The following is a 21701-nucleotide window of genomic DNA, read 5'->3' as shown; positions in this document are numbered from 1 at the left end:
AGCAGGAACCGCTCCAGTAGCACCCGAGGTTGACATGGCCGGCAAGAACCCTGAACCCGACGGGACCGGCGGCATCGGCGACCGCCCCCAGGACGACTTCGTCACGAGGAACCTCGCCGATCCCTCCGACCGCCCGGCCAGGACGCTGACGCTCAGCGGCCTGCTCGGCGACAGCGACCGCGCCGGGTTCCGGCGCCTGTACTTCAACAAACAACTCGACTACTACGCCGAGTTCGCCTCCGCCGACGTCCTGTCGGCGGACACCGTCGCCGCCGACCGGCCGCCGTTCGTCGGACACGACGCCACCACGGTCACCCTGCGTCGCGACGCCACCGTCCACTTCACCCACGTCACGCAGGCCACCCCCCTGGACGAGTTCGACCTCGACCTGCGCCTGGCGCAGCCGCGCCGGACCGGGGCGGCCCCCGCCCCGGACACCACCCGGCCGGGGCCGACCTTCGACGGCTGTCGCACCCAGCGGCTGTGCGTCACCGACTTCGGCTGTCCGACGGAATTCAACACCGGCTGCAGGCCGCACACCTGCCAGTGCACCGCGGACGCGGGATGCGCGACCTTCGACAACACGTGCCGGTGCACCGTTGGCGTGGCGTGCGGCACCATCGACACCTTCCGCTGCACTGCGGGCCCGGCGTGCGCGACCTTCGACAACACGTGCCGGTGCACCGCCGGCGTGGCGTGCGGCACCATCGACACCTTCCGCTGCACCGCGGGCCCGGCGTGCGGCACCTTCCCCACCGTCCCCGGTGGGCCCGGCGACACGCAGAGGTTCGCCACGGGCGATCCCTGCCGCACCGAGTTCGCCGCCACGTGCCAGACCTGCCCCGGTGACACCTGCCGCACCTGCGACAACGCCACCTGCGACACCTGCCACGGGGCCACCTGCCGCACCTGCGACACCTGCAACCCGCACGTGTTCACCTGTGGGCCGAACCCGCGATGCGGGCCGTGACGACACCCGGCACGACGCCGCCGGCCGGGCCGTGCGGGTCCGAGCGAGCCGACCGACAATGGGAGGAGGCACAGGATGGAGGGTGACGCAGAGTCACGGAAAGCAGGACGTGGTTCCAGGACGCCGTAGCAGAGCGGGACCCACCAGTAGCACCCGAGGTTGACATGGCCGGCAAGAACTCCGAACCCGAGGGGACCGGCGGCATCGGCGACCGCCCCCAGGACGACTTCGTCGCGAGGAACCTCGCCGATCCCTCCGACCGCCCGGCCAGGACGCTGACGCTCAGCGGCCTGCTCGGCGACAGCGACCGCGCCGGGTTCCGGCGCCTGTACTTCAACAAGCAGCTCGACTACTACGCCGAGTTCGCCTCCGCGGACGTGCTGTCGGCGGAGACCGTCGAAAGCGGCCGGCCGCCGTTCGTCGGACACGACGCCACCACGGTCACCCTGCGTCGCGACGCCACCGTCCACTTCACCCGGGTGGAGACGGCCACTCCTGTGGACGAGTTCGACCTGGACCTGCGGCTGGGGCAGGGCCGCCCGCAGGAGGCGCTGCCGGTGGGACCGGACACCCTGCCGACCGGGGGCACCCTGCCGAGGACCTTCGGCGGCTGTGCCACCGACTTCCGCACCCGCGTCGCCTGCGTCACCGACTTCGACTGTCCGACCCAGCTCAACACCCTGTGCAGGCCGCGCACGTGCCTGGAGGACACGATGCCCCTCATCCGCTGCGCCGGCCCGTTCGAGACCCGCCAGGGCTGCTTCACCCGCGGCGGACAGACCTGCGTCACCTGCGTGACCTGCGACACCTGCTTCACCTGCGCGACCTGCGACGCGACCGCGTGCCCTGTGTGCGAACCCGACACCGGCGGGTTCCCCACCCGTGTGTGCCTGACCCCCGGATGCCCGGGATGACGACACCGGGCACGACGCCGTCGCCCACCTCGGCCGCAACGGCCACGACAGCGACGGCCACGACAGCGGCGACAGCGGCGGGCGACGGCGGCTGGACGCCCCGGCTGGGCCCGGCGGCCGCGGGGCGCGCCCTGGAAGCCGCCCGGCTGATCGCCGACCGGGCCACCAGCCCCCCACGGGTCCGGGCGGCGGTCGAACTCGCCGCCCGGCAGAGCGCGTTCCCCAGCTCGGTGCACTGGGACCCGGTGTCGCTGGCCCAGGGCGACACCGGCCAGGCGCTGCTGTGCGCCCAGCTGCACCGCTGCTTTCCCGACGAGGGCTGGGAGCGCACCGGGCACGCGCACCTGGCGAGCGCGGTGGCCGCGCTGGAGCAGCGCGGCGGCGCCGGGCCGAGCCTGTTCGGCGGGCTGAGCGGGGTCGCGTTCTGCGCGGCCGTCCTGGGCGAGGGGCGCGGCTACCGGCGCCTGCGCCAGGTGCTCGACGCCCCGATCGCGGCGGCGTGCCTGTCCGGGGCCGCGGCCCTGCGCGGGCGCAGCGGCGTGCCGGTGTCGGCGTTCGACCTCATCTCGGGTCTCAGCGGCGTCGCCGCCGCTCTGCTGCCCGCCGGGCCGCACCGCCCCGCGCACCCGGCGCTGGCGCCGGTGCTGCGGGCGCTCGTCGGCCTCGCCCGCCCCGACGGGCGCCCGCCGTCCTGGTACACCCCGGCGGCGCTGCTGCACGACGAGGAGCAGGCCCGCGCCTATCCGCTCGGCAACCTCAACTGCGGTCTGGCGCACGGCATCCCGGGTCCGTTGGCGCTGCTGGCCCTGGCCGCGCGCGGCGGGGTCGGGGACCGGGACGGCGGGGGCGCCGGGGACGGGGGCGGGGGTGTCGGGGTGGAGGGCCTGGAGGCGGCGGTCCGCGCGCTGGCCCGGTGGCTGCTGGCGCACCGGGCGGACGACGCGGCCGGGCCGAACTGGCCGGCGGTCGTGCCGCTGGTCGACGGCGGGCCGGGGCTGCGCGAGGGCCGGGCGGGCTTGGCCACCCGCAGTGCGTGGTGCTACGGCAGCCCGGGGGTCGCCAGGGCGCTGTGGCTGGCGGGCAGCGCGCTGGGCGACGACGGGCTGTGCCAGGCGGCGGTGCGGGCGATGGAGGCGGTCTACCGCCGGCCCGTCGCCGAGCGCCGGATCGACTCCCCGACGTTCTGCCACGGCGTCGCGGGTCTCCTGCAGGTGACGCTGCGCTTCGCCCACGACACCGGGCTGCCCGTGTTCACGCAGGCCGCCGCCGATCTCACCGAGCAGGTCCTGGCGCACGTCGATCCGGCGCGGCCGATGGGGGTCGCGGCGGTGGAGCCGGCGGGCAACCCGGTCGACCAGCCCGGCTTCCTCGACGGGGCGGGCGGGGTCGCCCTCGTCCTGCTGGCGGCCGCCACCGACCGGGAACCGGTGTGGGACCGCGCGGTGGCGCTGTCATGACGAACCCGGACCCGAACCCGCCCGCGCCGGGCCCCGCCCCGAACCCCGCTCCGGCTCCGGCGCCCGAGGCGACGGCGCCGCGACGCCGCGGGCGCGGGCGTGGCCCGCTGTACGAACCGGCGCCCTGGCTGATCGTGCGCACCCCCCTGCTGCCGGCCCGCGGGCCGGGCGCCGCCGCCACGGGCGATCCGCGCGCCGCGCTCGGCGACCCGCGCGTGCGCCGGGCCCTGGCCGTGGGCAGCCCCGACCTGCTCGACGCCCTGCAGCGCCCCGGGGCGAGCGCGCGCGACGCCGCGCGGGCCGAGCTGAAACTGGCCCGCTACCTGATCCGGATGAGCACCCGGCCCACCCCGTACGGGGCGTTCGCCGCCGTGTCCCTCGCGAGCTGGGGCGAGCGCACCACGCTGTCGGTGCGCAACGACGCCGACCGCCTGCGCACCCGCCCCGACATGGGCTGGCTGACCGAGCTGTGCCTGGCCCTGGACGAGGACCCGGCCGCCCGCGCCGACAGCCGGTGGACGGCCGCCGCCCTCGCCGTCGAACGCCACGGCCGGCTCACCCTGGCCGACGGCGCCGCCCCCGGCAGCAGCGGCTCGGTGCGCCTGACCGCCGCCGTCCGCGAGGCGCTGCGCGCCGCCCGTCAACCCGTCCCGTACGAGGTGCTGCGCCGGCACCTGCTGGAGCACACGGGCGGCAGCGCCGAGCAGGTGGAGCGGCTGCTGGACGGCCTGTGGCGCCAGCGACTGCTGGTCACCGACCTGCGGGCCGCGCTCACCTGCGCCGACCCGGCCGAGGAGCTGCGCGGCCGCCTGGCCGGGCGCCCGTCCTGCGCCTCCACCGCCGCCGCGCTCGGGGGCCTGCTCGCCGAGACGGCCGACCTCGACGGCGCCCCGGCGGAGGAGGCGCCCAAGCGGGTGCGTGCCGTCGCCAGGCGCGCCGAGGCCGTGCACCCGGCGCACGGGCCGGCCCTGCAGAGCGACATGGCGCGGCCGGTGGGCGGCGAGTGGCTGGCCGCCGGTGTCGGCGAGGAGTGCGCCCGGGCGGTGGAACTGCTCCTGCGCCTGTCGCCGCAGCCGCTGGGCGGGCCCGAACTGGCCGCCCACCGCGCCGCGTTCGCCCAGCGCTACGGCGAGGACCGGCAGGTGCCCCTGCTGGAGCTGCTGGACGAACGCACCGGGATCGGCCCGCTGTCCCACGCGCACGGCCCCCGCCCCGCGCCGGCGCCCGAGGCGGCCGCCCGACGCGCGGACACGCTCACCGATCTGGCCCTGGGGGCTCTGCGGGACGGGCGGCGCGTGGTCGAGCTGACCGACGCCCTGCTCACCGACCTCCAGACCCTCGACCCCACAACCGCGCCGGCGTGCGCGCCGCTGTCGCTGGAGCTGTCCGCCTTCGTCGCCGCCGCCTCCCGCCGGGCCGTGGACCGCGGGGACTTCCTGCTGGTCGTCGGCCCCAACCTGGGCGCCAGCAGTGCCGGCCGCTCACTCGGGCGCTTCGCCGACCTCCTCGCACCCCAGGGCCCGGCGGCCCTGCGCGCCCTGGGCGAGGCCGAGGACCGGGCCCGCCCCGGCGCCGCGCTGCCCGCCGAGGTCGTCTACCTGCCCGCCAACCACCGGATGGCGAACGTGGTCGTGCGCCCCGCCGTGGCCGGGCACGAGATCGTCCTGGACGTGCCCGCCGGGGTCAGCGCCGAGCGCGTCGTACCGCTGGACGACATCCTGGTGAGCCTCCACCACGACCGCTACCGGCTGCGCTCGCGGCGCCTGGACGCCGAACTGCGCCCGACCGCGCGCCACATGCTCAACCCCCACCAGGCGCCCGCGGTGTGCCGGTTCCTGGACGAGGTGGCCCGCGACGGCTCACCCGAGTTCGCGCCCTTCGACTGGGGCCCGGCGGCCGGCTTCCCGTTCCTGCCCAGGGTGCAGTGCGGGCGCACCGTCCTCGCCCCCGCGCGGTGGCTGCTGCGCCCCACCGCCGACGACGACACCGCCGGCGGCGGGGCCCGCGGGGGCCGGGCCTTCGCCGCCCGGGTGGCCGCCTGGCGCGCCGAGTGGAACGTCCCGGCGCGCCTGTACCTGACCATGGCCGACAACCGGCTGCTGCTCGACCTCGACGACATCGTCCAGGTGGAGCAGTTGCGTGCCGAGGCTCGCAACAGCCGCGGCGCCGTACTCCTGCTCCAGGAGGCGCTGCCCGACACCGCCGACGCGTGGGTGCCCGGCACGGACGGCGTGTTCATGAGCGAACTCGTCGTCCCGCTCGTGCTGCGCCCGCGACCCGCGCCGGCGCAGCCCGCCCCCGCGCCCGCACCGGTGGCGGTGGCGGTGCGCGGCGAGGGCCGTGCGGTCCCGGTCCGGGACCGGGTGCGCCTGCCGGGCAGCGACTGGCTGTTCGCCAAGTTCTACGGCGAACGCGACCAGGAGGACGCCCTGCTGGCCGGGCCGTTGCGGCGGCTGTGCGAGATGGCGGAGGTCTCGGGGCTGGCGCGGCAGTGGTTCTTCATCCGGTACGCCGACCCCGACCCGCACCTGCGCCTGCGGTTCCAGGGCGAGCAGGAGGCCCTGAGCCGGTACCTGCTGCCGGAGGTCGCCCGGCTGGCCGCCGAACTCACCGACCAGGGCCTGATCTCCCGGCTGGTCGTCGACACCTACGAGCGCGAACTCGAGCGCTACGGCGGTTCGCAGGGGACCGACGTCAGCGAGGAGGTGTTCTGCGCCGACAGCCGGGCCGTGCTGCGGCTGCTCGCCGAGGCCGCGGCGCAAGGCCCCGGCTCCCCCGCCGCCCCCGGCTCCCCCGCCTCCCCCGGCTTCCCTGGGGACGGGGATCTGACCGAGCTGGCCGCCGTGAGCACCGACGACCTGCTGGCCGGCCTCGGCCTGGACGCCGGGCAGCGCCTGCACTGGTACACCGACCAGGCCCGCCAGTTCCACGACTCCGTGCGCCGCCAGGCCGGCGAGGACTACCGGGTGCGCCAGCGGCGTCTGCGCGAGCTGCTCGGTACCGAGCGGGGACCGGACCTGCTGGGCGCCGCGGTTGGGGAGATCCTGGCGCAGCGCCGCGACGCGCTCGCCGGCGCGGTGGAGCGGCTGGACGCGCTGGAGGCCGCCGGGCGCCTGTCCACCGACCGCGAGCGGCTGCTGGGCAGTTACGTCCACCTGCACTGCAACCGGCTGCTGGCCCAGCGGCGCCCGGCGGAGGGACTGTTGGTCCAGTTGCTCCAGCGCACCCGCAAGGGCCTGAGCGTGGAGCCGGCCCCCGCCCGTACCCCCAGCCCCTCATGACGGCAGGCGCACGTGGCAGCGGGTCCAGGGGCGGGCTCTAGAGTTTCGCGGCGGAGAAGGTGTCGCACTGGGCGACGTCGCCGGTGCGGTAGCCGGTGGTGAACCAGGCCTGGCGCTGCGCGGCGGAGCCGTGGGTCCAGGCCTCGGGGTTGATCCGGCCGGTGGCCTGCTGCTGGATGCGGTCGTCGCCGACGGCGGCGGCGGCGTCCAGGCCCTGGGCGATGTCCTGGTCGGTGAGCGAGGCGATCAGCGGGCGGCCGGTGGAGGCCTGCGGGGTGGTGGTCGCGTGGTGCGCCCACACCCCGGCATAGCAGTCGGCCTGCAGTTCCAGGCGCACCGCGCCGCTGGTGGCGCCCTGGCGGTCGGCGCCGGCCTTCTGCATGGCGCCGGTGAGGGTCTGGACGTGGTGGCCGTACTCGTGGGCGACGACGTAGGACTCGGCGAACGGGCCGCCCTTGGCGCCAAAGCGGGCGGACAGCTCGTCGAAGAAGCCGAGGTCGACGTAGGCCTTCCGGTCGCCGGGGCAGTAGAAGGGGCCCACCGCCGAGGTCGCCGCCCCGCAGGCGGTGGAGACCCGGCCGGTGAACAGCACCGTCTCGGCGCCCTTGTAGGGCAGGCCGGTACGGCGCGGCAGCTCGGTGCGCCAGAACTCCTGGAGGCTGTTGGTGACGGCCACGATCCGGCAGTCCTGGCGCTTGTTGGCGTCGGCGCCGCTGCGGCAGGCCTGCTGCACCTCGCCGGCGGTACGCGCCGTGGCCGAGCCGGAGGAGGAGCCGGTGTCGGAGGACAGGCCGAGCAGTTGCGGGTCGACCCCGAGGATGACCGCGAACAGCACGGCGAGCAGGCCCACGGCCCCGCCCCCGATCGCGACCTTCCCGCCCGGGATACCGCGCCGGTCGTCCACTTGCGAGGTGTCGAGGTCGCCCTGGTCGTCGAACTGCATGTGCCGCTGCCTGCCCGTTTCCGTCGTGTTCGGCCCTACTGGTGACGGTCTGTACCGCCGGTGGCCCAGCCTACGGGCCCCGGCCCCGGACCACGGCGCAGCCGGGCCGGGGGCCGGGGCCGGGCGGCGGGTTCAGCCGGCCGGGGTGGGGGCGGGGGCGTAGCCGGCCGGGCGGGTGGTGAAGGTGCCGCGGCCCTGGGTGCGGCTGCGCAGGCGGGTGGCGAAGCCGAAGAGTTCGGCGAGCGGCACCAGGGCGGTGACCTTGGTGGTGGCGCCGGGGCCGGGTTCGGTGGCCCGGACGTGGCCGCGGCGGGCGGCGAGGTCGCCCAGGACGGTGCCGAGCGCGTCCTGGGGCACGGTGGCGTCCACCTCGGCGAGCGGTTCCAGCAGGTGCGTCCGTGAGGCCCGCAGGGCTTCGCGCAGGCCGAGGCGGGCGGAGGTGCGGAAGGCGGCTTCGGAGGAGCCGTCGGGGTGGGTGGCGCCGTCGGTGAGGGTGACGGCGACGCCGGTGACGGGGTGTCCGGCGAGCGGGCCCTGGGTCAGTGCGTCGCGGCAGCCGGCCTCGACGGCCTGGACGTACTCGCGCGGCAGGCGGCCGCCGGTGACGGTGGAGGTGAAGGTGAAGCCCTCCTCGGCGCCGGCCGGCAGGGGATGGACGTCGAGGACGAGGCGGACGAACCGGCCGGCGCCGCCGTCCTGTTCGGTGTGGCGGTGGACGAAACCGGTGACGCCCTCGACGAGGGCCTCGCGCAGCGCGACGCGCGGGCGGCCGGCCACCGCCTCGACGCCGCTGTCACGCCGGACCTTCTCCACCGCGACGTCCAGGTGCAGTTCACCCAGACCGGACAGGGTGTGCCGGCCGGTCTCGGGATCAGTGGCCACACGCAGCGAGGGGTCCTCCTCGGCGAGGCGGGCGAGGGCGGCGGCGAGCTTGTCGGTGTCGGCGCTGCGGCGGGCCTCGACGGCGACGGTGACGACGGGTTCGGCGCTCACGGGTGCCTCCAAGGCGATGGGGTGCCCGATGTCGCACAGGGTGGCGCCGACGCGGGTGTGGTCGGGGCCGGCGACGGCGACGATGTCGCCGGCCACGGCGTGGTCGGTCTCGGCGTGGTGGAGGGTGAGGATGCGGGCGACGCGTTCGCGGCGGCCGGTGGTGGTGTCGAGCACGGTGTCCCCCGTGCGCAGGGTGCCGGCGTACAGGCGCAGGTGGGTCAGGCGTCCGGTGGGGGCGGCGGTGACCTTGAACGCCAGGGCGGCCAGGGGCTGTTCGGGGTCGGCCTCGCGGTGCTGGGTGCGGTCGGCGCAGTAGGTGGGCGGGACGTCGAGGGGGGAGGGCAGGTAGGCGACGGCGGCGTCCAGGAGCGGTTCGATGCCGCGGTTGCGGTAGGCGGAGCCGCACAGCACCACGACGGCCTCGCCGGTGCGGGTGAGGTCGCGCAGGGCGGTGGTGAGGGTGGCGGTGGTGAGGGCGGCAGTGGCGCAGTACTCCTCCAGGGCCGCGGGGTGGAGTTCGGCCACCGCCTCCTCCAGGGCGCGGCGGCGCCGGGCCGTGGCGCCCTGGAGGTGGGCGGGGACCGGGCCCTGGTGCGGGGTGCCGTCGTCGTGCCAGGTGAGGGCGCGCAGGTGGACGAGGTCGACGACGCCGGTGAACGACTCCTCGGTGCCGATGGGCAGTTGGACGGGGACGGGGTGCGGGTGCAGGCGACGGCGGATGTCGGCGACGGCGGTGTCCAGGTCGGCGCCGGCGCGGTCGAGTTTGTTGACGAAGGCGAGGCGCGGCACGCCGTGGCGGTCGGCCTGGCGCCACACCGACTCGCTCTGCGGCTCCACGCCGGCGACCGCGTCGAACACGGCGATGGCGCCGTCCAGGACGCGCAGGGAGCGCTCGACCTCGCCGGCGAAGTCGATGTGGCCGGGGGTGTCGACGAGGTTGATCCGGTGCCCGGCCCAGTGGCAGCTGACGGCGGCGGCGAAGAGGGTGATGCCGCGTTCGCGTTCCTGGGGGCGGCAGTCGGTGACGGTGGTGCCGTCGTGGACCTCGCGGCGCCGGTGGGTGAGGCCGGTGAGGCAGAGGATCCGCTCGGTGACGGTGGTCTTGCCGGCGTCGACGTGGGCGAGGATGCCGAGGTTGCGGACGGCGCCGATGCCGGCGGTCACGGCGGCGGAGGTGGTCGCGGCGGTCGCGGTGGCGGTGGTGGTGTGGGTGCGCATGGCCCGGATGCCTTTCGGGGCGGTCATGTTCGGGGGGCGCGCGATCGGGCGGTGCCGGCGGCCGGTCGGACCGGCTTGCGTGGACAGACCCTCACGGAACGGGTTGTCACGCGGTGGCGGCACCGCTGCGGTGCCGGCCGCGCAGCGGGCACCGGGAGGACCGGGACACCAGGATCACCTCGTACCGCGACGCGGGAGAGGGGGCGGCGGCGCTCTGCTCCGGCATGGCCGCCGCCCCCCTTCCCTCGTTCGTTCGTCACGTTCGTCACGTTCGTCGCGGTCGTCACGTTCGTCGCGTCGGGCCACGCGTCGGGTCACGGCCGTGTAGCGCGTGTAGGCAGGCCCGGCCTGGCGGGGCGACGGGTCTACCGGACGGATTCGACGGCGACGGCGGGTGCTACGGGGCCGCTATGCCCGGCTTCGTGAAGCGCAGCACGGGTTCGGACCAGCCGTCGTCGTTCACTCCGGCGTCCAGGGCGGCTCCGATGGCCCGTTCCTCGTAGCCGAAGTGGGAGTCCATGATGGCGGCGAGGCCGTCGAGTTCGCCGCCGATCGCCTCCAGGTCGGCGCCGGGGGTGGTGGCGGCCTGGTCGGCGAGGTGGCGCACCCGGGCGAGGATGTGGGTGATGAGGCCGTGGTCCTCGACGAGTTTGTCGATGGTCGGGGCCAGGTCGGGGCGTTCGCGCAGGAGTTGGGCGAACAGGCCGGTGTCCTCGCCCTGGTGGTGGTTGGTCAGGGCGGCGCAGAAGGCCAGGCAGTGGGTGAGGAGTTGGCCGTCGCCTTCGGGGCGGGAGCGGCCGAGGCCGGCGCGCAGGTCGGCGAGGCGGCGGCGCAGGTCCTGGTGCGCGCTGGAGAGTTGCAGGCTGAGAGCGGCCGTACGGCCGTGGGAGGGGGAGGGGGAGGCCACGGGGGCGGTCCCTTCGGTCGCGCACCTCCATGCCTGACGCAGTCCGTCACCGGCACGCGATGCTGGGTGCCATCCGATCATGTGCGGGGGCCGGTGGGCAAGGGGGTTTCGGTGCGGGGCCCGTCGGCGGGGCGCCCCGGGCGGGCGCGCGGGCCTCCGAGCAGGATCCCGGCGCGCGCCAGGGCCAGGCCGAGGCCCTGGCGCGCGCCGAAGGGGTCGCCGTCCGGTGCGGTGCCCACCAGCACCCCGGTGAGCGGGTCGAGCAGTCCGAGCAGGCCGACCGTGCCGGCCGGCAGGTGGCGCAGTCCGGCGAACCAGCAGGCGAAGGCGAGTGCGGTGGCAACCACGGCGGTGTAGCCGAAGGCGAGCGCGGTGGGGGCGTCCACGGGCGGGGGCAAGCCCTCGACGGCGCCGGCGAGGGGCGCCGGCACCAGGGCGCCGGCGGCCGGCTGCCAGGCGGTGGCGGCCAGCGGGTCGGCGGCCTCGTGCCGGCGGGCGGCCGGCGGGCAGGTGGGCGTGGGTGACCCCGACCTCGACGTCTCGCCGCAGGCCGTCATCGGGCGCCTGCACCGGCTGGCCGCCCGCCTGAGCGCCGAACTGGCCCTGGTCTACCGGCGCTACGGCCTGGGCGAGGGCGAATTCGACGTGCTCGCTGCGCCGCGCCTGCGCCCCGTACGAGCGGGCGCCCGGTGAGCTGGCCGCGCACACCATGGTGACCACCCGGGCGATGACCAAGCGGATCGACCGCCTGGAGCGCGCCTGGCTGGTCACCCGCCGCCCGGCCGTGGACGACCGGCGCGGGCGCGTGGTCGCCCTCACCGGCGCCGGGCTGCGCCCGATCGACGAGGCGTTCACCGCCCACATGCGCGACGAGCACCGCCTGCTGGCCCACCTGAGTGCCGAGGAGGCCGCCGCCCCGCAGGGCCTGCTCACCGCCTGGACGGCACTGCGGACACCGCCGCGGACGCAGCCGGGGGCACCGCCGGGTGAGACCGGGCAGCGGGGAGCGGGCCGGCGGGCGTCCACAGCGGCCCGCCTCCCCCACCCCGCAGGCCCGCCCGCACCCCGGACGGTCTACCGTGCCGGTATGCATACCGACCAATGCCCGTGGGACGTCCTGCTGATCGGCGGCGCCTCCGGCCTCGGCAAGAGCCGCGCCGCCGCCCACCTGAGCGCCGAGCACGGCGCGTTCGTGGTCGAGTTCGACGACGTCGTGGCCGCCCTGCAGGCCGCCACCACCCCCGCCGGCCACCCCGGCCTGCACCACTTCACCACCGAGCCCGACCCCGACGCGCTGAGCGCCGACCGCGTCCTGGAACTCCAGATCGCCACCGCCCGCGCCCTGGACGACGCGCTGCTCGGCGTCGTGCGCAACCGGCTCACCGTGGACGTTCCCGCGATCGTGGAAGGCGACTACCTCACCCCGGCCGCTGCCGCCCGCGCCGGCGCCGAGGCCGCCGGGCGCGGCCGGCGCGTGCGCGCGGTCTTCCTGCACGAGCACGACCCGCTGCGCATCGGCGCCAACTACGCCGACCGGGAGCCGGAGTCGGGCCCGCAGCCCGCGCGCGCCGCCGTCAGCGCCCGCTACAGCGCCTGGCTCGCCGGCCAGGCCCGCGCCCACGCGCTGCCCGTGGTCGACTGCCGCCCGTACGCCACCTTGCCCCAGCGCCTGGCCGCCGCCCTGGCCTGACCCCGGGGACGGGCGGACCCGGACAGCGGGGCCCGCCGAGCCGCCGGCGCGTACGCGAGATGCGAGACCAGCTCGGCGTCCAGGACGCTTCACACCGCCGGCCCGGTCCGCCCCGGCGTCAGGGCCGGTGCCCCGGGTGAAGGCGGCCGTGGTGAACAGGGGCCCGGCGCCCGCGTCATGGTGGCGCACCTCCCAGGGGGTGCGCACGTCCCGGGCGCGCAGCCGGCCGCCCGGGTCGTCGGTGCCGGTGTGGACGGCGTCGGTGCAGGTGCCGTAGAGGTAGGCCACCCGCTCCGCCCCGGCGTCGGGGCCGGCAGCGCCTGCGGCCTCGCTCGGGTCGTCGGGCACGGGGCTCGTCGGGGCCGGGGGCGCGCTCCCGCCCCCGGCCGGTCGGTTCGACCTGCCCGGCCCAATGAGCCGCCCCGGGCGAAGGTTGCGCCCCGAACCGTTCCCCCCTCCGCCCCGGTGTCAGTGCGGCGTCCGCCGTCCGTCGTCGTAGGCGGCGCGGGCCGCCAGCACCTGGGGCATGTGGCACTCCGCCCAGGTCTTGATCTGGCGCATGAGCGGCAGCAGTTCGCGCCCGAGGCCGGTGAGCGCGTAGTCGACGCGGGCCGGGACCCCGGCGGTGACGGTGCGCTCGAGCAGGCCGTCGCGTTCCAGGGCGCGCAGGGTCTGGGTGAGCATCTTCTCGCTGACCCCGGCCAGGCGCCGGCGCAGCTCGCTGTAGCGCAGCGGCCCCTCGGCGAGGGCGTTGACGGCGAGGCTGACCCACTTGTCGCCGATCCGGTCGAGGAGTTGGCGGGCGGGGCAGTGGGCGAGGTAGGCGTCGTAGTCGGCCGCCTCGGCGGCGCGGCGCTGGGCGGCGGTCGTGGTCGGCACCGGAGCGCTCTCCTTTCCGTACGGTACGCACCTTCGGGTGCGTCCTTCCCCGAGGAGAGTAACTCTCCTTACGTTGGGTGGAGTTGCCGGATCATGAAAGGGTGTGGATGTCGATGCGTGCCGTGGTGGTGCGGGAGTTCGGCGGTCCCGAAGCACTGGAGCTGGTGGAGGTGGCCCTACCGCGGCCGGGGCGCGGACAGGTACGGGTACGGGTGGCGGCGGCCGGGGTCAACCCGGTGGACGTGGTCACCCGCTCGGGGGTGCTCGCCGGGGCCGGGCTGATGGCGCCGCGGGCGGTGACCGGCATCGGCTGGGACGTGGCCGGGGTGGTGGACGCCGTCGGCGACGGCGTGACACGGTTCGTGCCCGGTCAGCGGGTGGTGGGCCTGCGCGACCTCCTGGACACCGATCTCGGCACCTACGCCGAGCAGGTCGTGCTGGACGCGGGCGCCGTGGCCCCCGCTCCGGCGGGGGTGAGCCTGGAGCGGGCAGCGACCCTGCCGCTGGGCGGCCTCACCGCGTTGCAGGCGCTGGACCTGCTCGACCTGCCGGCCGGTTCCACCGTCCTGGTCACCGGCGCGGCGGGCGGCGTCGGCGGCTTCGCCGTCGAACTGGCCGCCCTGCGCGGCCTGCGGGTGGTCGCCCTGGCCGGGCCGGGCGACGAGCACCTGGTGCGGGAGCTGGGCGCCGAGTGGTTCGTGCCGCGCACCGAGCCCGATGTGGCCCGCGCGGTACGGGAGTCGGTGCCCGGCGGGGTCGACGGCGCGATCGACGCCGCGCTGCTCGGTGTGCGGGCGCTCGGCGCGGTGCGCGGGCGCGGCGCCTTCGTCGCGGTCGCGGCCGGCGCCGCGCCGGTGGCCCTGCGCGGCATCCGGGTCGCCCCCGTGTGGATCACCGCCGACGGCCCGGCCCTGGCCCGCCTGTCCGCCCTCGCCGCCGACGGCCGCCTCACCCTGCGGGTGGCCGACACCCTCCCCCTGCACCACGCCGCCCGGGCCCACCACCGCCTGGAGGCCGGCCGGCTGCGCGGGCGCCTGGTCCTGACGCCCTGACCGGCCCCGGGGCGGGGACGGCGCCGGGGCGGGCCGGGGCCGGGGACGGGGCCGGGGCCGAGCGGGAGGCCCGCTCCCTGGAGGGGGCAGGCCTTCCCCGCTCTGCGACGCGCACCCCGGCGCGCGCTGCGCCGCCGCCCGCCCCGGGTGCGGCGCGGGAAGCCGGGCCCGCCGGCTACCGCGGGCTGTCGTCCGTGGCCGCCGTGGCGGGTTTGGTGTGGAGGACCTCGCGGGCCTGTTCGGCGGCGCGCACGATGCTCTCGCTGATGAAGTCGAGGAAGCGGGCGATGTTCTCCAGGCGGGCGGCGGCGGGGGTGTCAGGGCCGAGGACGGCGACGCCCTCGCGGGCGGCCTCGACGACGCGGTCGTTGGCGCGGGCGCTGGCGATGACCGACTGGTAGTAGAGCTCCTCGTCGACGATGTAGCGGTCGCGGCGGCGTTCGTCGCGTTCCCGGCGCACCAGGCTCTGGCTCTCCAGGAAGGCGATGGCCTTGGAGATGGAGGCGGGGCTGACCTGGAGGCGCTGGGCGAGTTCGGCGGCGGTGAGGCTGCCCGCGTCGGTGGTGGTCAGGCAGGTGACGACGCGGGCGCCCATCCGGTTGAGGCCCGAGCCCATGAGGACGGTGGTGAGCCGTTCCTCGTACGCGGCGACGGCCTCGCCGTCGCGCCCGTGGGGCTGCGGGCCGGTGCGCGCGGTGCCGGGGGCGGCGGGCCGGCGCCGCTGGGCGCGGTGTTCGGTGGCGCGGTGGGCCAGGTCGGCGCGGTAGGCGTGGGGGCCGCCGTTGCGCATCACCTCGCGGGTGACGGTGGAGGTGGGGCGTTCCAGGCGCCGGGCGATCTCGGCATAGGGGAGGCTGTCGGCCAGCCCCAGCGCGATCTGCCGGCGTTCCTGCTGGGTGAGCCTGCCTCCCGGCATGGTGTCCTCCTCGGCGGTGGTGGGCCCGGGGTTGCCGGCCGTCGCGCCCACCCTAGCGTTCACCCTCCACCCATTGCAATGATCGCAACGACGGCCGTTGCATTGATCGGCAAGGACATTGCAACGATTTCCCGCTAAGCACCTGCGATGATGCCGATCTGACGCAACGGACTAGTTGCCGAGATTTTGAAAGCAACGTAGCTTTTCCCATGTCGGAAACACCGACGGGCAGGCCCGGAACCGGGCCGAGCCCGCACCCGTACAGGAGAGCCGCCGTGCAGAAGTTCGACACCCCCGCCCCGGTCACCGTCGTCCTGGACATCCCCGGCGGACGCGTGCAGCTGATCGCCGCCGAGCGCGGCGACACCACCGTCGAGGTCCACCCCGCCGAGGCCGGCAAGAACCGCGACGTCCAGGCCGCCGAGCGCACCGCCGTCTCATTCGCCGACGGCGTCCTGCGGATCGCCACCGCCGCCACCGGCGGCCGGCTCACCGGCTCCACCGGCTCCCTTGAGGTCACCGTCCGGCTGCCGGCCGGCTCCACCGTCCGGGGCAGGGCCGCCGCCGCCGAACTGCGCATCGTCGGCCGCCTGGGCGACGTCGCCTTCGACGGCGCCTGGCGCAGCACCAAGATCGACGAGGCCGCGAGCCTGCACCTGAGCGCGGTGGACGGCGACGTGGAGGTCGGCCGGCTCACCGGCCCCGCCCGGATCAGCACCACCCGCGGCGACATCCGCATCGCCGACGCCCGGCGCGGCACCGTGGAGCTGGACACCCGCTCCGGGAGCATCACCATCGCCGCCGGCGCCGGCGTCTCGGCCGCCCTGGACGCCGGCACCGGCCACGGCCGCGTCGACAACGCCCTGCGCAACGACGGCACCACCGTGCTCGACATCCGCGCCACCACCTCCCGCGGCGACATCACCGCCCGCAGCCTCTGACCCCGGCCCCGGGCCCGACAGCATCCAGGGGGACGCCGTGAACACCCACGCCACCCCCACGAACGGCCCGGCACCCTGGCGTGGCGCGGTGGCCGTCGACGACACCGCCCCGGCCGCCACCGACACCGGCGGCCCCAGCCCGCCCGTGGTCCACCTCAACGGCCAGTTCGCCACCCAGGGCTACCGGCGCCTGGTCCTGGCCGACCTCAGCCCGCGCTTTCGCCACCTCACCTACGACGAGCGCGCCCACGCCCGCACCTCGAAGCCGCCCGCGGCGTCGAGCGGGCGCCGGCGGCGGGCTGGTCCTACGGGGCGTTCGTCGCCGCGCACCGGGCCTCGCGCAGCCCGCGGCGCGGTCCTGCTGGAGGGCGCCGAGCCCGACGACTGGCGCACCGAGGACCTGGAGCGGCGCATCCGCCGCCAGTTCCGGCGCCGGTACCCGCTCCCACCGGCCCGACCCCCGCCAGCCGCACCATGTTCGGCCTGCCCGACTGACCTCCTCCGCCCAACGACGGCCTGCGGCCGACATGCAATGGGACGCCGGCCCGCCCCGACGTCCCGCCGCACATCGGCTGCTCACCCACCCCCGACACCCACCCCCCCGGGCAGGGAAAAGTCGCCCCCCGGCCTCCCCACTCCCCCACCACGCGACAACAGCCACTGCGGCGAGCACAACGGGCCGTACGCGACACCCCCCGGGGGGGACGGCTTGTCTGCCGGGATCGGGCGCCACAACAGATCCACCGCATGCCGAACCCCGCCTCATCGACGAGGACTTACTGAGCTCTTTCAGAGTGGCCACTGATCCGGTGACGGGCCAGCGTCCCGCAACGCACGAGGTTCCCGTGCCGTTGAGGGCGGTGCTCGGTCTCAACTCTTCAGCGCAGGAGCCTCGTTGGTTCCCTATCCTGCTGCACTCGACCTGCCGCACGCCCTGGTCGAGTGGGTATCCATGCTCATCGTCACCCGTGAGGGTGACCGACGCTGCAAGCTCCCGCCCCACCAGCGTGCCCTCGTCGGCTGGTCTACCTGCGCCGGCACGACACGCTCGCACAGATCGCCGCCGGCTTCGGCATATCCGTCTGGACCGCCCACGCCTACGTGACGGCCGTCGTCGATCACCTGTCCCGCCCGGCACCCGGTCTGCTACGGGTCCTACGCGAGACGGATCCTGATCACGTCCTGCTCGACGGGACGCTCGCCGAGTGCGACCGTGTCGGCGACAGCCGGAGCGACTTCTCCCGGAAGCACCGCCGTCACGGCGTGAACGTGCAGGTCAGGGCCGATCCCACCGGCAAGCTGCTGTGGATCTCACCCGCGCTGCCCGGCCGCACCCACGACCTGACCGCGGCCCGCACCCACCGCATCATCCGGATCTGCGAACGCCAGGGCGCCCCTGTGCTCGCCGACCGCGCCAACATCGGAGCCGGCCCCTGGGTGACCACGCCCGTCAGACGGCTTCCCGGCCAGGACCTCACCGCAACCCAGCAGACGATCGACCGAGCCCTGTCAGCGGCACCAGCACCGGTCGAACGAAGCACCGCGCGGCTGAAGTCCTGGCAGGTCTTCCGCCGGGCCCGCTGCGGTCCCAACCGGACGACCGTCATCGCCGCAGCCGTCCTCACCCTGGAACGTCAGCGCTGATGGATCTCATTGCCGATCCAGGGTGAGGACGGATGGGTCATGGCCGTCATCCGGTTGGGAACCGTCTCACGACCAGGCAAGTCGACCTTCGGTGAACCGACAGACCGGGGAGCTTCCATCGGCGATCCTCGTCAGCGTCTCCGCTACGGAGTCGAAATACTGGGCCATCGATTCGTACTCGCCCGTGACCGTGGGGCGACTCACGAACCAGCTGCCGACGCGTCCGTCCCGCACATCGACGAACTTTCCCATCCAGCCGTCCTGGTCCGACAGGAACGGGATCCACTCGTTACGCCAGAACGGATTGTCCGGCTGGTCCGAAGGGTCGAATCCGCAGGACGTGGAGCGGTTCGCGTAGAGCCTCTCCATAGCCCGGATGCCCAGAAAGAAGCTTCCCTCGTCGGGGAACCCGTCGAAGCCGCAGCACAGTACGTCGTCGTCGACGTCTTCCTCCGGCAGATCCAGATTGTTCTGCGACAGCCAGGTCCGCAGGTCCCCATGCAGGGAGATCCCCATCCGTTCCTCGGCTGCCGCGAGCATCTGCTCCGTAGCGGCCCCTGGCAGCTCCGCGTGATCGGCCGGCGCGTGCTCCCGCAGAAGACTCATCACACGCGACCAACTCTCAGCCACACTCATCGCCCTCTGCCCTCTGACTTCTCCACAGGGATGTTTCCGTCCGACCACGCCACTGCGGAGGTTGTGGAGTACCGGCCGGAGAACCTTGCAGGGATGGTACTTCGAGCATGCGTTCCATTCCTCCCCACGACTACCTTCGAGCAATGCTCAAGACCTGTGGATCGCTCCCTGGAGGGATGCGGAGGGCGTACCTTCCCGAATGATCCTGTGATGGTCATCGAGTAGGCCCGCGTTGCAGCGCAGGTCGGGAAGGCATGCCCAGTGCTCAGCGTAGTCACTGCCGACGGTTCCACCGAGTCCGGCTCCCTCATCGACGAGATCGTCCGCGAGGGCGCCCGGCGCATGCTCGCCGCCGCGCTGGAGGCGGAAGGCAACCAGGACATCGCCGAGTTGGCCGCTGAGCGCGACGAGTACGGGCGCCGCCTGGTGGTCCGCAACGGCCACCACCGCCCCCGCACGGTGGCCACCGCGGCCGGGCCGGTCGAGGTGACCGCGCCGCGGGTGAACGACCGGCGCATCGACGACACCACCGGCGAGCGCAAGCGGTTCTCCTCGAAGATCCTCCCGCCATGGTGCCGCAAGTCGCCGAAGACCTCCGAGGTGCTTCCACTGCTCTACCTGCACGGCCTGTCGTCCGGCGACTTCGTGCCCGCGCTGGAGCAGTTCCTCGGCACGGCAGCCGGGCTGTCGTCGGCCACGGTCACCCGGCTGACGAAGCAGTGCAGCGACGACCACTCCGCTTTCCAGGCCCGCGACCTGTCCGACCGCGACTTCGTCTACGGGTGGGCCGACGGCGTGTACCCCAAGGTCCGCCTCGGCCAGGCGCACCCGTGCGTCCTGGTCCTGCTCGGGGTGCGCGTGGACGGCACGAAGGAGCTGATCGCGCTCGCGGAGGGTCTGCGGGAGTCCACCGAGTCATGGGCCGACCTGTTGAGCGACTGCCGGCGCCGCGGCATGCGCGACCCCGAGCGGGTCGTCGGCGACGGCGCGATGGGCCTGTGGAAGGCACTACGGCAGGTGTTCCCCACCGCCCGTCACCAGCGGTGTCGGGTACACAAGGCCCGAAATGTCACGAACGCCCTGCCGAAGTCCGCACAACCGGACGCAACGAAGGCCATGCAGGAGATCTACAACGCCGAGGACCGCGCCCACGCCGAGAAGGCGGTCGACGCGTTCGCGAAGACCTACGGCGCCAAGTTCCCCAAGGCCGTCGCGAAGATCACCGACGACAGGGAGGAACTGCTCGCGTTCTACGACTTCCCTGCCGAGCACTGGATCCACCTGCGGACTACCAACCCGATCGAGTCGACGTTCTCCACGGTCAAGCTCCGCACCAAGGTCACACGCGGCGCGGGCAGCCCCGCCGCCGCACTCGCAATGGTCTTCAAACTCGTCGAGTCCGCCCAGACCCGCCGGCGCGCGATCACCGCAGCCCACCTGGTCGCGCTGGCCCGCGCCGGCGCCCGCTTCGAGAACGGTGTCCTCGTCGAGCGCACGCAGACCGCCACGGCATGACCAGTCGCCTGGTGCGCGGCAGGCAGGGCGGAAATCGGTTGCCGCGAGCCGCACGCGCTGCTCGAATCGGTCGCCGTGGAAACCTACTTGGAAACCCAGCGCATGAAGCTTCGCCGCTTCACCGAGGCGGACGTCGATGACCTGGCCGCCCTGCACGGCCACCCCGACGTCATGCGACGCATCGATGACGGTCGCCCCATGCCCCGGGTCGTCGTCGAGCAGCAGCTTCCGCGCATCCTGGCCGAGTACGACGAACTCCCAAGCGGTCAAGGCTGCTTCGTCGCAGCGGAGAAGTCGTCCGGGAGTTTCCTGGGGTGGCTCTCGCTGCGACCTGCGACGAGTGTCGGCCTGAACGGCGGAACCGAGCTCGGCTACCGCATGCTTCCGTCCGTCTGGGGCCGAGGCTATGCCACAGAAGGCGCGCAGGCATTGGTCCGTCACGCGTTCACCGAGCTGGGGGCGGACCGAATCGTGGCCACCACGATGACGGTCAACGCCGCCTCCCGGCGGGTCATGGAGAAGGCAGGCCTGTCCTTGATCCGCACCTTCTTCGAGGAGTGGCCAGAGCCCGTCGAGGGGGCCGAGCACGGCGACGTGGAGTACGCGATCACACGCGAGGCCTGGACCCGGCAGCACGATCACGAGCAGCCAATCCACAGGTCTTGACAATTACTCCACGTCGCCCCAGGCGACGACCTTGCGCAGGACGTAGACGATGCCGGCCAGCGCGACCCGGTCGGGCACCGGAAGTCGCCCCGGATGGCGGTGCCGACGCGGGGGCCGCGACGGCAGCGGCGGGGCTATCCGATCCCACAGCGCGTCGGGGCAAGCTTCGCGATCACGAGCCTGAAGCTTGCCAGATAACCCAGTTGAGCAGCGCGGGCCGGCCGGACATACTCCCCGAATGACCAACGCCGGGAGCGAGACCGCAGAGCAGGGTTGGGACGGGCCCTTCTACCGCGTCCGAACGGATCGGTTCGAGGCGTCGTTCGTGCCCAACGCGGGCGAGCCCCTGGACAGCGTCTGCAACGTCGACGTCGAGGTCAGGCTGACAGCAGACGGCTCACGTTGGAGCACGACCGTGTTCACGCTCGTCGAGGTCGAACGCATAATGGACAGGTGGTCCCGCACCGGCGAGGCCCTGGACGGCCGCTACTTCTGGTGCTCCTACGGCCTCATCGTCCGGGATCCCGGCATCGGCAACATGACACAGGTGCTGGCCGGCCTGCTCGACGACGGCGACTTCACCCGGGTTCTACAGCGGCTCGACGACGAATGACCGCCCAGCTCTCATTCTGAAATGATCAGTTAACCTCCTACTCCCGCGCAGAAAGTCGGCCCGGCCGACTTCCCACGCACAGCACCCCCACCCCACCGGCGCCACCGGCACCAACGGCACCAACGGCACCAACGGCACCAACGGCACCAACGGCCAAGCACAGCCGGTCCGACGAACGGCGTGCGGCCAACACGCCCCGGGGCGTGGGACGTCACACCTGTCGACTTCCCACTGCCCGCAACTCGGCAGCGGCCACTGCGCCGAGCGCAGGCTCGGTGGCAGAAAGGGAGCCGACCCGCAGACCACCGCACGCCCTAAGGGGCACTAACAGAAGTCCCGCGACATGTGACTGTCCGTTGATCGGCTCGTTAGTCCGTCCGTGGGAAAGAGGGAGTCCCGTCCGTGGGTCGTGTCGGACGAACTGTGGTGCCTGGTCGAGCCGTTGCTGCCCGAAACGGGCCCGAAG

17 protein-coding genes and 2 pseudogenes are annotated in these 21701 nt (G+C 74.5%); 12 read left to right on the top strand and 7 right to left on the bottom strand.

Annotation, left to right across the window (positions count from 1 at the left end):
• The first annotated feature begins 34 nt into the window (after positions 1–34).
• The 4 genes from ACZ7RU_RS36465 to ACZ7RU_RS36450 all read left to right on the top strand — a co-directional run bounded on the left by ACZ7RU_RS36465 (position 35) and on the right by ACZ7RU_RS36450 (position 6622).
• Positions 35–970, top strand: coding sequence for a hypothetical protein (locus tag ACZ7RU_RS36465; RefSeq protein WP_470345304.1), 936 nt, complete (start codon positions 35–37; stop codon positions 968–970).
• Between the two features lie 164 nt (positions 971–1134).
• Positions 1135–1884 (top strand): hypothetical protein, encoded by a 750-nt coding sequence (locus ACZ7RU_RS36460; protein WP_470345303.1) that lies wholly within the window; start codon positions 1135–1137, stop codon positions 1882–1884.
• Entirely contained in the window at positions 1881–3341 is a 1461-nt protein-coding gene (locus ACZ7RU_RS36455) for a lanthionine synthetase C family protein (RefSeq protein ID WP_470345302.1), read from the top strand. Before ACZ7RU_RS36460 ends, ACZ7RU_RS36455 begins: the two co-directional genes overlap by 4 nt.
• Complete coding sequence (locus ACZ7RU_RS36450; RefSeq protein ID WP_470345301.1) at positions 3338–6622, top strand: lantibiotic dehydratase; 3285 nt, start codon at positions 3338–3340, stop codon at positions 6620–6622. Before ACZ7RU_RS36455 ends, ACZ7RU_RS36450 begins: the two co-directional genes overlap by 4 nt.
• Before the next feature lie 37 nt (positions 6623–6659).
• Here the strand turns inward: ACZ7RU_RS36450 and ypfJ are convergent, their stop codons facing one another.
• The 4 genes from ypfJ to ACZ7RU_RS36430 all read right to left on the bottom strand — a co-directional run bounded on the left by ypfJ (position 6660) and on the right by ACZ7RU_RS36430 (position 11240).
• Positions 6660–7565, bottom strand: coding sequence for a KPN_02809 family neutral zinc metallopeptidase (gene ypfJ, locus ACZ7RU_RS36445; RefSeq protein ID WP_470345300.1), 906 nt, complete (start codon positions 7563–7565; stop codon positions 6660–6662).
• 132 nt (positions 7566–7697) lie between these two features.
• A complete protein-coding gene (fusA, locus tag ACZ7RU_RS36440) occupies positions 7698–9776 on the bottom strand; it encodes an elongation factor G (protein WP_470345299.1) in 2079 nt (692 codons plus the stop codon).
• A gap of 397 nt (positions 9777–10173) precedes the next feature.
• Positions 10174–10683 (bottom strand): hemerythrin domain-containing protein, encoded by a 510-nt coding sequence (locus tag ACZ7RU_RS36435; protein WP_470345298.1) that lies wholly within the window; start codon positions 10681–10683, stop codon positions 10174–10176.
• A gap of 77 nt (positions 10684–10760) precedes the next feature.
• Positions 10761–11240, bottom strand: a complete 480-nt coding sequence (locus ACZ7RU_RS36430) for a DMT family transporter (RefSeq protein WP_470345297.1) — start codon at positions 11238–11240, stop codon at positions 10761–10763.
• On the opposite strand from ACZ7RU_RS36430, the pseudogene ACZ7RU_RS36425 reads away from it, so the two are divergent.
• Both ACZ7RU_RS36425 and ACZ7RU_RS36420 read left to right on the top strand, forming a co-directional pair.
• A pseudogene (locus ACZ7RU_RS36425) lies at positions 11194–11644 on the top strand (MarR family winged helix-turn-helix transcriptional regulator); the annotation flags it as partial. The gene ACZ7RU_RS36430 and the pseudogene ACZ7RU_RS36425 overlap by 47 nt on opposite strands.
• Before the next feature lie 126 nt (positions 11645–11770).
• On the top strand, positions 11771–12373 hold the full coding sequence (locus ACZ7RU_RS36420; protein ID WP_470345315.1) for an AAA family ATPase: 603 nt from the start codon (positions 11771–11773) through the stop codon (positions 12371–12373).
• A 468-nt stretch (positions 12374–12841) separates the two neighbouring features.
• Here ACZ7RU_RS36420 and ACZ7RU_RS36415 read toward each other — a convergent pair whose 3' ends face one another.
• Positions 12842–13252 (bottom strand): winged helix-turn-helix transcriptional regulator, encoded by a 411-nt coding sequence (locus ACZ7RU_RS36415; protein ID WP_470345296.1) that lies wholly within the window; start codon positions 13250–13252, stop codon positions 12842–12844.
• Positions 13253–13365: 113 nt separating this feature from the next.
• Between ACZ7RU_RS36415 and ACZ7RU_RS36410 the strand changes: the two genes are divergently transcribed.
• On the top strand, positions 13366–14304 hold the full coding sequence (locus ACZ7RU_RS36410; protein ID WP_470345314.1) for an NADP-dependent oxidoreductase: 939 nt from the start codon (positions 13366–13368) through the stop codon (positions 14302–14304).
• 175 nt (positions 14305–14479) lie between these two features.
• Here ACZ7RU_RS36410 and ACZ7RU_RS36405 read toward each other — a convergent pair whose 3' ends face one another.
• On the bottom strand, positions 14480–15220 hold the full coding sequence (locus tag ACZ7RU_RS36405) for a helix-turn-helix domain-containing protein (RefSeq protein ID WP_470345313.1): 741 nt from the start codon (positions 15218–15220) through the stop codon (positions 14480–14482).
• Positions 15221–15495: 275 nt separating this feature from the next.
• Between ACZ7RU_RS36405 and ACZ7RU_RS36400 the strand changes: the two genes are divergently transcribed.
• Both ACZ7RU_RS36400 and ACZ7RU_RS36395 read left to right on the top strand, forming a co-directional pair.
• The gene (locus ACZ7RU_RS36400) at positions 15496–16161 is read left to right on the top strand and encodes a DUF4097 family beta strand repeat-containing protein (protein WP_470345295.1); all 666 of its coding nucleotides are present in this window, start codon (positions 15496–15498) and stop codon (positions 16159–16161) included.
• An 895-nt stretch (positions 16162–17056) separates the two neighbouring features.
• Positions 17057–17805 (top strand): annotated as a pseudogene (locus ACZ7RU_RS36395) (transposase).
• Positions 17806–17871: 66 nt separating this feature from the next.
• On the opposite strand, the gene ACZ7RU_RS36390 reads toward ACZ7RU_RS36395, so the two are convergent.
• The gene (locus ACZ7RU_RS36390) at positions 17872–18411 is read right to left on the bottom strand and encodes an SMI1/KNR4 family protein (RefSeq protein WP_470345294.1); all 540 of its coding nucleotides are present in this window, start codon (positions 18409–18411) and stop codon (positions 17872–17874) included.
• 291 nt (positions 18412–18702) lie between these two features.
• Between ACZ7RU_RS36390 and ACZ7RU_RS36385 the strand changes: the two genes are divergently transcribed.
• The 3 genes from ACZ7RU_RS36385 to ACZ7RU_RS36375 all read left to right on the top strand — a co-directional run bounded on the left by ACZ7RU_RS36385 (position 18703) and on the right by ACZ7RU_RS36375 (position 21235).
• The gene (locus ACZ7RU_RS36385) at positions 18703–19956 is read left to right on the top strand and encodes an IS256 family transposase (protein ID WP_470345293.1); all 1254 of its coding nucleotides are present in this window, start codon (positions 18703–18705) and stop codon (positions 19954–19956) included.
• Positions 19957–20031: 75 nt separating this feature from the next.
• A complete protein-coding gene (locus ACZ7RU_RS36380) occupies positions 20032–20622 on the top strand; it encodes a GNAT family N-acetyltransferase (protein ID WP_470345292.1) in 591 nt (196 codons plus the stop codon).
• A gap of 238 nt (positions 20623–20860) precedes the next feature.
• Positions 20861–21235, top strand: a complete 375-nt coding sequence (locus ACZ7RU_RS36375; RefSeq protein WP_470345291.1) for a hypothetical protein — start codon at positions 20861–20863, stop codon at positions 21233–21235.
• Positions 21236–21701: the final 466 nt, after the last annotated feature.

The organism is Kitasatospora sp. NPDC114501, assembly GCF_055633695.1.
Note: the sequence above shows the minus strand (reverse complement) of the source record. Positions and strands in the feature narration are given on the sequence as shown.